At 36.5% G+C, this 12382-nt stretch carries 12 protein-coding genes; 8 read left to right on the top strand and 4 right to left on the bottom strand.

What is annotated here, in order from left to right; translation table 11 throughout:
• The first annotated feature begins 2 nt into the window (after positions 1-2).
• The 4 genes from bfr (at position 3) to ON073_RS03415 (ending at position 4225) form a co-directional block, all read left to right on the top strand.
• Positions 3-485, top strand: a complete 483-nt coding sequence (bfr, locus tag ON073_RS03430; protein WP_274760464.1) for a bacterioferritin — start codon at positions 3-5, stop codon at positions 483-485.
• A 270-nt stretch (positions 486-755) separates the two neighbouring features.
• On the top strand, positions 756-2996 hold the full coding sequence (locus ON073_RS03425; RefSeq protein WP_274760463.1) for an acyl-CoA dehydrogenase: 2241 nt from the start codon (positions 756-758) through the stop codon (positions 2994-2996).
• Positions 2997-3088: 92 nt separating this feature from the next.
• Positions 3089-3466, top strand: coding sequence for a cytochrome b562 (locus ON073_RS03420; RefSeq protein WP_274760462.1), 378 nt, complete (start codon positions 3089-3091; stop codon positions 3464-3466).
• 117 nt (positions 3467-3583) lie between these two features.
• Positions 3584-4225 (top strand): outer membrane beta-barrel protein, encoded by a 642-nt coding sequence (locus ON073_RS03415; protein ID WP_274760461.1) that lies wholly within the window; start codon positions 3584-3586, stop codon positions 4223-4225.
• A 26-nt stretch (positions 4226-4251) separates the two neighbouring features.
• On the opposite strand, the gene ON073_RS03410 is transcribed toward ON073_RS03415, so the two are convergent.
• Entirely contained in the window at positions 4252-4857 is a 606-nt protein-coding gene (locus ON073_RS03410; RefSeq protein WP_274760460.1) for a DUF6058 family natural product biosynthesis protein, read from the bottom strand.
• 144 nt (positions 4858-5001) lie between these two features.
• On the opposite strand from ON073_RS03410, the gene dapA reads away from it, so the two are divergent.
• Complete coding sequence (gene dapA, locus ON073_RS03405; RefSeq protein ID WP_274760459.1) at positions 5002-5916, top strand: 4-hydroxy-tetrahydrodipicolinate synthase; 915 nt, start codon at positions 5002-5004, stop codon at positions 5914-5916.
• 108 nt (positions 5917-6024) lie between these two features.
• The gene (locus tag ON073_RS03400; RefSeq protein WP_274760458.1) at positions 6025-7290 is read left to right on the top strand and encodes a DEAD/DEAH box helicase; all 1266 of its coding nucleotides are present in this window, start codon (positions 6025-6027) and stop codon (positions 7288-7290) included.
• Between the two features lie 105 nt (positions 7291-7395).
• On the opposite strand, the gene ON073_RS03395 is transcribed toward ON073_RS03400, so the two are convergent.
• Together ON073_RS03395 and ON073_RS03390 are read right to left on the bottom strand one after the other, a co-directional pair.
• On the bottom strand, positions 7396-8985 hold the full coding sequence (locus tag ON073_RS03395; protein ID WP_274760457.1) for an AbgT family transporter: 1590 nt from the start codon (positions 8983-8985) through the stop codon (positions 7396-7398).
• 99 nt (positions 8986-9084) lie between these two features.
• Complete coding sequence (locus ON073_RS03390) at positions 9085-9873, bottom strand: Rossmann-like fold-containing protein (protein ID WP_274760456.1); 789 nt, start codon at positions 9871-9873, stop codon at positions 9085-9087.
• 117 nt (positions 9874-9990) lie between these two features.
• On the opposite strand from ON073_RS03390, the gene rluF reads away from it, so the two are divergent.
• Together rluF and ON073_RS03380 are read left to right on the top strand one after the other, a co-directional pair.
• Positions 9991-10866 (top strand): 23S rRNA pseudouridine(2604) synthase RluF, encoded by an 876-nt coding sequence (gene rluF / locus ON073_RS03385; RefSeq protein ID WP_274760455.1) that lies wholly within the window; start codon positions 9991-9993, stop codon positions 10864-10866.
• 126 nt (positions 10867-10992) lie between these two features.
• Entirely contained in the window at positions 10993-11976 is a 984-nt protein-coding gene (locus tag ON073_RS03380) for a hypothetical protein (RefSeq protein ID WP_274760454.1), read from the top strand.
• Here ON073_RS03380 and ON073_RS03375 read toward each other — a convergent pair.
• Complete coding sequence (locus ON073_RS03375; protein ID WP_274760453.1) at positions 11973-12371, bottom strand: hypothetical protein; 399 nt, start codon at positions 12369-12371, stop codon at positions 11973-11975. The genes ON073_RS03380 and ON073_RS03375 overlap by 4 nt on opposite strands.
• Between the last annotated feature and the right edge of the window lie 11 nt (positions 12372-12382).

The following is a 12382-nucleotide window of genomic DNA, read 5'->3' as shown; positions in this document are numbered from 1 at the left end:
TTATGAAAGGTAACCAAAAGATTATTGATTTGCTCAATAGACAACTAACGCTTGAACTGACTTCAATGGATCAATACCTTGCACATAGCAAAATTTATGAAGATTGGGGCATTGAAAAACTTCACCACCAGTTGTCACATGAATATGAAGAAGAGTTAGAACACGCTAACAAACTCATTGAGCGTATATTGTTTTTAGAGGGCACACCAGATACAGCATCACGTAAGCCAATCAATGTTGGTAGCAATGTTAAAGAGATGCTCGAGAACGATTTAGCTGCTGAACACACAGTGCAAAAAAGTCTAATCGAGATTATTTCTGTTTGTGAAACTGAAAAAGACTATGTAACAAGAGAAATTTTAGAAAAACTACTCGATGATACCGAAATGGATCATATTTATTGGTTAGAGCAGCATCTTAATTTGATAAATTTAATCGGCTTGCCAAATTATATTCAATCTCAAATGAAACACGAAACACCATAAAAAAGGGGCCTAAATGGCCCTTTTTTAATCTTAAAAATTTTATAGCCATAACCTTACAAGCTAAATAAACGAACAAACTTTTCTAAAATTGCATGAAAATTGCCTTTAAAAGCCATTTCAGCGTACATGTGTATATAAATTTAAATTCAATAATTTCAGTAATATAACCCTGATATGTAATAAAAATATTAATTTTTTTAAATAGAGTAATTGATCTAAGGGAAATTTTATGACGTAATGTATAAAAATTATCTGGTCGGATGAGTAGCCATGAGTTTAAGAACAAGTTTGAAGAAAGTATTACCAAGTATCTCAATTACAGAGCAAGAAGCACTTGATGCAGGTGATGTATGGTTAGAGGGTTCAATTTATCAGGGTAAACCTGATTTTGATGCGCTTCGTGCCGTGCCTGAAGCAAAGCTAAGCCAAGAAGAACAAGCATTCTTGGATGGCCCTGTTGCTCAATTACTTGATATGATTGATGAGACTGAAATTCAGAGCTCAAATCACTTACCTGAAAACATTCTAGAATTTATTAAAGCGAATCGGTTTTTCTCGCTTATTATTCCAAAGCAATATGGTGGTTTAGAGTTTAGCCCTTACGCAAACTCAACAATTGTTGCCACAATTGCAACTAAAAGCACCGCTGTAGCAGTTACGGTTATGGTGCCAAACTCGTTAGGCCCTGGTGAATTATTAATGCACTATGGCACTGAAGAACAACGTCAGCAATACCTACCAAAGTTAGCTATTGGTCAAGACATTCCATGTTTTGCACTTACTAGCCCAGAAGCAGGCTCAGATGCGGGCGGCATTCCAGACCAAGGTATCGTTACCATGGGTGAATACCAAGGTAAGCAAGTACTTGGCCTAGAGCTAACATGGGATAAGCGTTATATCACGCTAGCACCAATTGCTACAGTGCTTGGTTTAGCGGTTAAAGTAAAAGATCCTAATGGTCTTTTAGGTGATGTAGAAGATTTAGGTATCACCTGTGCGTTAATTCCAAAAGATCACCCTGGTGTTGAACTTGGTAATCGTCATAACCCTATGGGAATTAAGTTCTATAACGGCACAACACGTGGCCAAAATGTGTTTGTACCAATGGACTTTATTATTGGTGGTCAAAAAAATATTGGCCGCGGTTGGCAGATGCTTGTGAGTTGTTTAGGTGCAGGTCGCGGTATCTCTTTACCAGCTTTAGGGTGTTCAACAGCACATGTTGCGCTGAAATCTGCTTCTGAATATGCAGCTGTTCGTGAGCAATTTGGTTTAAGCATTGGCTTATTTGAAGGTATTCAAGAAAAGTTAGCGGATATTGCAGGTAAAACATACCTACAAGAAGCAATGCGTGTACTGACAACAGAAGGACTAGGCCTTGGCTTAAAACCATCGGTTGTAACAGCGATTGCTAAATACCACATGACTGAGCTTGGCCGCGATGTACTTAATTCTGCAATGGATATCCAAGCAGGTAAAGCAATTCAATGTGGTCCACAAAATACATTGGCACAAGGTTATCTTGGTCAACCTGTTGCAATCACCGTTGAAGGTGCAAATATTCTTACGCGTAACTTAATGATCTTTGGTCAAGGTGTAATGCGTTGTCACCCACACCTACAAAGTATGGTTGAATCAATTCACAGCATAGATAAAAACGCTGATGCGACGTTCCGTGGCTTACTGACTAAAACGATTGGTTACAGTGTAGGAAACAGCTTAAGTGCATTTACTAAAGGCTTACTGCCTTTCACTGCAGGCGCAAAATCTAAGCTTTCTGAAGTGCGTCAATACGAAAAAGCAGTTAACAAGTTATCTGCAAAACTTGCAGTGTATGCTGATTTCTCACTATTAGTATTAGGTGGCAAACTTAAACAAGCTGAATTACTTTCTGCACGTTTAGGTGATGTAATGAGTTATTTATACGCGGCAATGGCGTCAATTCGTTACTATGAGCAAAAAGTAGCAAGTGAAGACCGTGCACAAGCAGCACCTTATTTCCACTACGCGACACGCTGGGCGATTGCCCAAGCTGAAAACGCAATTGCTGATTTCTTAGCAAACTTCCCGTCAGGTGCAACACGTAAATTTATGCGTCTGATCACCGTAACGTATTCTGAGAAATCAATGCGTATTAGCGATGATTTAGTGCGTGAACTTGCTCATCAGTGTCAGCTAAACTCTAACTTCAAAAAGCAATTAACGCATTTAGTTCACGCATCAAATGGTGATGGTCACGATATCAACCAACAAGCATACCTAGCAAAACTTGATTGCTTAGATATGTTAGCGAAGATTAAAAAATCGCTACGTAAAAAAGAAATCAAAGCAGGCGTTCGTTTTGCTGAAACGCTAGATAATGCACTTGTGGCAAACATTATCACGGCAGATGAATATAAAAAGCTGATTGATTATAACGTGAAACGTGAATTAGCTATTCGTGTTGATGAATTTGATTTTGATATGAACTTATTAAAACCAGAACAAGCAACTTTGAAAAAAGTTAGCTAATAGAATCCTAACGTACTTGCAAAGCCAATCCATGTGATTGGCTTTTTTTATGTTCTTGTTAAAATAGCGCCGTATTTTATAAGAGGTTGAATATGAAATTTTTGTTTTTGGTATTTTTGCTAGTATTTTTGAAGCCAATACACGCGCAAGAGAGTGAACTAGGGCTTGTAATGAAAGAAATGGCGCTAAGCTACAAGCTTGCACGTAAAGCAAAAAGTTCAGAAGAGTTAATGGCACATCTAGCTAATATTGAAAGCGCATTAAAAAAATCGAAGCAAATTGGTTTTAATCGAAAGCAAGAAGAGTCAATAAAAGGCATAGATGAGGTTCTAAAACTGGTAAGTGAAATAAAAAATGCCGGTGGAGATTTAGAGTTAGCACAGAAAAAGTTGCTTAAAATTGATCAACTAAGAAAGCAATATCACAAAATTCATGAGCCTAGTTTTTGGCAGCTAATCTTTGGTAACTAATTGTTAATAAATGTAATAGTGCTTGATTGATATGGATTTTAAACGCATTATAGCCGCGCTTTAATTTACTAAGGTTTTTTAATCTTAGTATTAACATATTTCATCAAAGGGACATTAATGAAAAGCGCCTCATTTATATTTCTGTTATCTACTTTCATTTTTTCATCAAATCTTCATGCTAAAGATAAAAATCAATTTATGTATTTTGGTTTAAGTGCCAAGAATCATAATTACAGTGATTTGAATTTTGCACCTACTATTTCTAAGCAATCACTTGGACAGTTAAAACTAGAAGAATCAAATAACGCAATTGGCGCGAGACTGCTTTCAGGTTATCAATTCAATCGCTATTTGGCGGTAGAACTTGGCATAACTAATTTTGGTGAAGGGGACTTCAAGCTTATCGAGCAAACAACGTCATCCGATGGCAAGAAAAAAACAAATACATTACATAAGGGCGAGTTTAAAACAATAGGCGCTGATATTTCACTCGTCGCAACATACCCTTTTTCTGATTCGATTTTTGTTAAAGCATTAGTTGGTTTACAAGGCTGGGACAATCAATTTGATGTGCTAGAAAAGAGCAACGATAGTTTTAATGTTATAAGCCAAGATGATCGCGGAGCATCATTACTAACAGGCTTTGGTATAGGTTATGGCGTTAGTAAATCAATGGCATTTACTTTAGATTTTGAACAAACAGAAATAGCTGAAATTAAAACAAATTCAGTAAGCATAAACTGGTTGTTTCGATTCTAAGAGGGAGCGTTACGTAAATTGTAACGCTACTGTGCACTGTTAAGGTTATTTAATAATGTGTGTGAATTAGACACACAATTAAGCTGCGCAGGTGGATAACTTAAAGATCTTTCTAATAATCGAATACACTTTTTTAGTTGGTCATCATTTAGCTCTGCATTTTTGGCTAAAAAGTCCACACTCTCTAACGCAACAATTTCATGAATAAAGCCGTTAGCTGTGATCACCCCGTATTTACCAGCTAAAAATAACTGCCAATGATCTTGGATACGTTCTTCTAAATTTTCGAAATAGTCTGAATTAAACTCTAAACCCTTGAGTTGCAGGTGGTTAACGCATTTAGCGTATTGTTGATAAAAGACAGAATACGCTTGTGCAGAACTTAAATCCGAATAGGGCTTTATTAGTTCAATCCACTTTGTATAGCCACGAGCAAAATATTCTTTTTCTTCATTGAAATCAGTAATGCCAAAAAATGAACTTGATTGCACTTGTTTTTTTAAATGGTAGGCAGCATTTGGCAATATACATAAATCAATCCAATCGCTTAATTGTTGTTCTTTAACAAAGGTGTGTGAAGCTAACTGTTTCAATGAATAAAAGTAGTTTTCAAAATACTCTGAGATAATCATAAGATATATTAACTGTATAAATATACAGTTAATATATCTTAATAAAAAAAAAGTACAAGAATTTTTGTATAAGGCCTTTTAGCTACTTACGATCGTCGGTGTTTATGGTTAAAATGTTGCAAAATTTAACAATGAAAAGAATTTATGACTAACGTTGTCTCAATAAAAAAAGCCAGTTTAATCACCGCAATTAAAACACCTTATCTTGCTAATGGCGAAATAGACCTAGCAACATACGATGAGCTTGTTGAAAAGCAAATTGCAGCAGGTGTTGACGGTATCATTGTTGGTGGTACAACTGGTGAAGGTCAATTAATGAATTGGGAAGAGCACCTAATGCTAATAGCGCATAGTGTTAACCAATTTAAAAATAAATTACTTATTATTGGTAATACTGGTAGTAACAATACCAAAGAAGCGATAAAAGCGACTGAATACGGGTTTGCAACGGGTATGGATGCAGCACTGCAAATCAATCCTTATTATGGCCGTTCATCAATTCAAGGTGTAATTGCACATTTTGAAAAAGTGCTCGAAATAGGTCCTGCATTTATTTACAACGTACCAGGGCGTACTGGTCAAGATTTAACACCTGAAATCATTGAGCAACTTGCGCACAGTGAAAATTTTATCGGTGTTAAAGAATGTGCTGGTAATGAACGTATTGCTTATTACGAAAATAAAGGGATTGCCTGTTGGTCAGGAAATGATGATGAAGCGCACGATGCACGCCATAAAGCAAATGCTCATGGTGTAATCTCTGTCACATCAAACTTGATCCCTTCGGTTTTTCGAGAGCTGATGGACAATGAAAATACTCAGTTAAATAATGAATGCCAACAGCTAATTTCTTGGCTGTTTTGTGAACCAAATCCAATTTCAATTAATACAGCGTTGGCCTTAACAGGTGCAGTAAAACCTGTTTTCCGCTTACCTTATGTGCCACTTAATGACAAACAAATTGAGTTTGGACTTGACTTAATGAGTCATTTTAAAGAGCACTTAGTGGGTGATAAACTCACTCAACTTAACCAAAGTGACTTCATTATTACGCCTTAGCTTCAAGTTTAAATACAAGCGACCAGAATGGTCGCTTTTATATCACGTTTCCGCACAACACTATCCTTGTTATAATGTAATTAACTCCCTCAAAAGGTCTTCAAAAATATGAACTTCAAATCCTTTAGCTTTGCCGATTCAATACTTACGGCACTGGATAAAATGGGTTATGAAACACTTACGCCAGTACAAAAAATGGCGATACCGCACGTTCGTCGTGGACACGACGTACTTGCAAGTGCACAAACAGGTACTGGTAAAACAGCAGCCTTTGCATTACCAATTATTCAAAAACTGTTAGATAATCAAGCTGACGGTAACACTATTCGTGCTGTTATTTTAGCGCCAACGCGTGAGTTAGTTGACCAAATTGACCACAACATTAAACAATATTGTGCTTTTAATAATATTAAATCAGTAGCGATTTTTGGCGGTGTTGAACATGACAAACAGATTAACCGTATTCAAAAGGGGTGCGATATTTTAGTTGCAACACCTGGGCGTTTAATCGAGCATTTACGAAAAGGTAATTTGGCACTGAATAATGCATGCCATGTTGTTTTAGATGAAGCTGATCGTATGCTTGATATGGGCTTTCGCTCTGACATCGAAACTATCTTGGAGCAATGTGCTAAACAAAAGCAAACATTATTATTCTCAGCAACTTATCCATCAGCTGTGAAACAATTTGCAACTAAAACATTAGTTCATCCTAAAATTGTACAAGTAAGCCGTGATAACGAAACAGCAAGTACCATCACCCATGTTGCTTACCCAGTTTCAAACGAACGTAAATTGGAACTCCTTTCTGAACTTATTTGCCGTAAAGGTTGGAAACAAGTACTTGTTTTCGTAAATATGAAAGAAGATGTGCAACTTATTGTTGATGAGCTTACACAGTACGGAGTAACGGTTGGTGTAATTCATGGTGACAAAAGCCAAGGCAATCGCCGACGTGCTCTGCGTGAATTCAAAGAAGGTAAAACGACTATTTTAGTGGGTACTGAAGTTGCGGCGCGTGGTTTAGATATTGCTGGATTACCGCGAGTTATCAACTTTGACTTGCCTTACCTTGCAGAAGACTATGTTCACCGTATTGGTCGTACAGGACGCGCTGGCCAAAAAGGCTTTGCAATCTCGTTAGTGAGTCGCGAAGAAGAACATGTACTTGCTCAAATTGAAGATTTAATCCGCGATAAAGTTAAGCGAATTTATTATCCAGGTTTCGAAGTGAGTAACCGCGAAGGTTTGATCAAAAAGATTGGCAAGAAAACATCGTTACAAAAACGCATTCGTTCAAACAGAGCAACGCAATATGGCGCTGAAGCACAAATGCAAAATCGTCAAAAGATCAGAAAAGCATTTAAGAAATAATCTTTAAATTTCGAATTTAGATATACAAATCTAACTATCGAAAATTAAATACAAAAAAGGAGCATTAACTGCTCCTTTTTTTATCTAGTGTTTTAGCTGTAACTACTAAGGCGTATAGTAAATTGGTGAGTTAGGACCAACAGGCATTCCTAACACAAATACCCATAAATAGAATAAACACACCCACCCAATAAAGAAGAACATAGAATACGGTAACATGGTCGCTACTAGCGTACCTATACCCATATCTTTCTTATATTTAGTCGCAACTGCCAATATTAACCCAAAATAGCTCATCATTGGCGTAATCAAGTTTGTTACAGAGTCACCAATACGATAAGCCGCTTGAATAGTTTCTGGTGCGTAACCAATTAGCATAAGCATTGGTACGAAAATCGGTGCTGTAATCGCCCATTGTGCTGATGACGAGCCAAGGCTCAAGTTAACAACGGCACACATAAAAATAAATAACACAAATACTTCAGGACCAGTTAAATTCAGCGCGGTTAACATCGCAGCGCCTTTAACCGCTAAAATAGTGCCTAAATTTGTCCACTTAAAGAATGCAACAAACTGAGCCGCAAAGAATACAAGTACAATATACATTCCCATCGAGCTCATGCTTTTAGACATTGCATCAATAATATCACGGTCATTTTTCATTGAGCCTACAACTCGACCATAAACAAAACCAGGAATTGCAAAGGTAACAAAGATAAATACAACGATGCCTTTTAGAAATGGTGAGCCTGCTACAAGACCTGTTTCAGGGTGACGTAGAATACCGTTTTCAGGCACAATGGTAGTAGCTAACACTGCGCACGTTGCTAAAAACGCTAGACCTGCATAGCGTAAACCTTTGCGTTCAATGTCACTTAAATGGTCAATTTTGTTATCTGAAAGATCAATACTTGCTTCATCATTGTTGTATTTACCTAAACGAGGTTCAACAATTTTTTCAGTAACCCAAGTACCCACAACGGCAATTAAAATTACTGAAATAGCCATAAAGTAATAGTTTGCTTCTGGACCGACTTCATACGTTGGGTCAATCATTTGTGCTGCAGGCGTCGTAATACCGGCAAGAAGAGGATCAATTGTTCCTAGCAAAAGGTTAGCGCTATAACCGCCAGATACACCAGCAAACGCTGCAGCAAGGCCTGCAAGAGGGTGACGTCCAAGACTGTGGAATATCATTGCTGCTAATGGAATTAATACAACATAACCAAGCTCAGATGCTGTATTAGAAAGAATAGCCGCAAAAACTACCATAAAGGTAACTAACCTTTTTGGTGCGCCCATTACCATGCCGCGCATCGCCGCAGATAACATACCAGAATGCTCAGCTACGCTTACACCTAATAATGCAACAAGTACCGTTCCAAGTGGTGCAAACCCAGTAAAGTTTGTAACCAGTCCGGTAACAATACGTTGTAATCCTTCAGCACTCATAAGTGAAACGACTTCAATTACACCATCAGGAGCGCGACCTTTAGCACCTTCAGGACGTGGGTCGATGGCGCTAACTCCCATCCAATCTGCAATTCCACTAAAAATAACAATAGCAACACAGAACATTGCAAATAAGGTTATAGGGTGCGGTAATAAATTACCGAGAAATTCAACCGTGGCTAAAAAGCGATTAAATAGCCCTTTGTTTTGGTTTTCTTGAGAGTTTGCTTCTATCGTTGACATGAATACTAACGGTTAATATAAAAATTGCCGCAACATACCATAGAAGGCACATTTTACCAAGAATGTTGCGGTTAATGGGGGATGGTAAGACCATGTATATTATTTGATAGAATCTAAGTACAAAAACCATTCTTGTTGATATTGAGAAAGTCTTTGGTGCTTTTTACTTGCTATGTGTCTCTTTTCATTTTCATCTGAACTATACGGTCCAACACGACATAGCGCACAATATTTATCATTAATATATTTAAAGGGCGTAAACACTTTCAAAATATCATCGTCTTGTGGTTTGTCAGAATAGGCATATATAAAACCTTCTGTGTCTTTAACTTTCTTATCTCTATCCACATTGCGAATTTGATAATCAGGGAAAAGAGCATAATCAAAAACCTGTTTGCCCATGTGGGTAATATTTGTATCGACAGTTAAATCGGTTTCAATTTGCCAATGAAGATAGGGTTTTACCTCTTTTGACGTGATGTAACTTAAACGCAATCCATTTTCATCAAGAAAATAATTAAAACACGCCTTTAAGTAATCTCTTAATAAAGCACGATTAACAATGTTTTGGCTTGGCGCATTGGTAAAGTCTTCACAGCTTTTAGCGGCAGGCACTAAAGGAAATTGAAAGATTACTAAATCAAATGCGTTTTTAAGTTTATTTGGCCAAGTTGTTTTGTTCGTAATATCAAGCTCAAAAAACACCTTTTCACCTAAATTGGTTAAACCAGAAAGACCGTTATCTTTATATTTTGTGGTCAGTGTTTTTTTATCATCCAAAACAGTCGCACTAAGATTTTTGATTTGATGGTGTTTTTTTAATGAATAGGAGAATGTGAGGTCACCGTCGCCAATGGTCAAAATACGCCAATTTGGATTTAACAACATATTGAACTTAAAAATTACAAAAGAAATATTTTACCATGTAAGCGCAATGCGATAAAAGACAAGCCTTTTAACAGTGGCTGTTTTACAATATACACAAATGATTTAAAGCTAGAAGTTATGAGTGAATTAAAGCGTTTAAATAAATTCATCAGTGAAACCGGTATATGCTCTCGTCGTGAAGCAGACTCTTTAATTGCCGATGGTAAGGTTGTGGTAAATGGTTCTGTTGCAGAAATGGGATTAAAAGTATCCGATTCAGACGACATTATCGTAAATGGTAAACCACTTAAAGCGAAACCAAAACGTGTCTATATCGCTTATAACAAACCGGTAGGTGTAACATGTACTACCGAGAAAAAAATTAAAAGCAATATTGTTTCTGCTGTTAATTACAAGGAACGTATTTTCCCAATCGGACGTTTAGATAGACCGTCAGAAGGACTAATTTTCCTGACTAATGAAGGCGATATCGTTAATAAAATTCTACGTGCAGGTAACAATCACGAAAAAGAATACATTGTTACTGTAGATAAAGACATTGATCAGAACTTCGTTAAAAAAATGAGTTCAGGTATTCCAATTCTCGACACAGTTACTAAACCATGTAAGGTAAAACAGCTTGGTAAAAAACGCTTTAACATCATTTTAACCCAGGGCTTAAACCGACAAATCAGGCGTATGTGTGAATATTTAGGCTATGAAGTCACAAAATTAAAACGCGTGCGTATTATGAACGTCGCTCTAAATGACTTAGCGGTAGGGAACTGGCGTTTTTTGACGGAAGAAGAAATGATGCAAATTAACGCATCAATTGAAAATTCAAGTAAAACGCAAGAGCGCTCAATAGACGTTAATAAAACGCAGCAGCCCTCTAAAAAACATTCAACGAGTAGAAACAAACCATTTACTGCAAAACAAAGTGATTCTAAAAAAGCAAAGCATAAGCCTAAAACTAAACGACTATCAGGCACATTAAGTTTAAAGCGTAATTAAATTACTAAGGTGAGCGAAGCTCACCTTACTACCTCAAAACCCAAATTAAATAAACAATCTTAAAAATTAAGCATTTAAACCATATCTGAACTAAACTTTTTCATTATTTAATAATGAGAATTTACAGTGCGTACGCTTTTTGTCTTTATTATTTTTGTATTGTTTCTTGGCCAATTACTGCCACGCGTAGATTTCTTTAAAACAATTTATGCACTTGACCTTTTAACTAACTTTCAAGTTCAGTTCGCACTGTTTTCTGTACTTTTAAGTACTCTGCTAGGTCTTTGGAACAAGGCATTAATGTTTACACTGCTTATTATTAATGCCCTTGTAATTACTTCTAATTTTAATGGCTATATCAATATTGATTTTTTGTCAGAACAAAAAGAGCAAATAGTAACACGTACTGAACTGCCTCGAATTTCAGTTGTACAATATACCTTTGATGACGACTTAAATAATCAAATAGCCCCAATTTATGAAAAGTTACAATCGCTTAATAAAGACGTGATAGTTTTATTTAATGTAAATGAATTACATAAATCTCAGTTAAAAACACTAAGTGAAGGCAGATTTAGTTACGGGCTAAGACAAAAAGAAGGCTTAGCCAGTAATATTGCGGTGATCACCAAGTTCGCAATATCTTCGAAACGGAAAAACACGTTTTTAGATGAACGAGGTGATATTTTAGAGATGATCTTACTAATAAAAAATCAAAGTGTTAAGTTAACGGTGATGCACCCACCAAAACCAAATTCTGAGTTAAATTGGCAACGCAGAAACTTAATGTTGAATACGCTAGAGGCAATGGAAAGCCGTACAGAAAATGTATTGCCTTATTCTTTGGTGATTTCAGAGTTATACAGCACTATTTGGTCTCGCCATTTTCCAAAGTTAGATACACTGAGAACATGCTCTTCTGCACAAGGGCTGTATGGTTCAAGCTTTATGAATAGTAATTTGAAACTACTAGGAAATCTTGGAGCCTTAAATACAAGTCACTGCTTTTTTAGTTATCGGTTTAAATTGAGTGATCTGGAAAGTACACAAGTTTCCAATTCGCTTAACAATTTTGTTAGTTACCAATTAACGATGCAAAACACTAATTAGCGTTTAATAAAATATTTAATTGCGATTGCAATAGTGAGAAGCAGCGTGCAAATTAACGGAACCATACTAAAGAGTAACCATGTGTCATAACTTACAAGGCTACTCGCGCTGAAAATATTTCTAACATTGCCCGAAAAAATGAGCGATACGGGAAACCACGTAAGTGCGCCATAAAGACCAATATTTGCAATGCTTTGCTCATAAAAAGAATTACCTGCAATTAGTTTTCCCATAGAAGCAATACATACTAATAAAAACATGATAACAAACGAGCGGTAGGGAACATGCCAAAGCATTTCATGTGAATGCTGTAAAAATGCAGCATCAACCAAAAGCAGTAATCCACAACAACTTGCTGCAAAAAGTAAAATGAAAATCAAACTGGCTTTTGACATGAAAAAACTAA

The sequence above is a fragment of the Pseudoalteromonas sp. G4 genome, assembly GCF_028875915.1.
Classification (GTDB): domain Bacteria; phylum Pseudomonadota; class Gammaproteobacteria; order Enterobacterales; family Alteromonadaceae; genus Pseudoalteromonas.
This window is presented reverse-complemented; position numbering and strand designations above follow the sequence as displayed.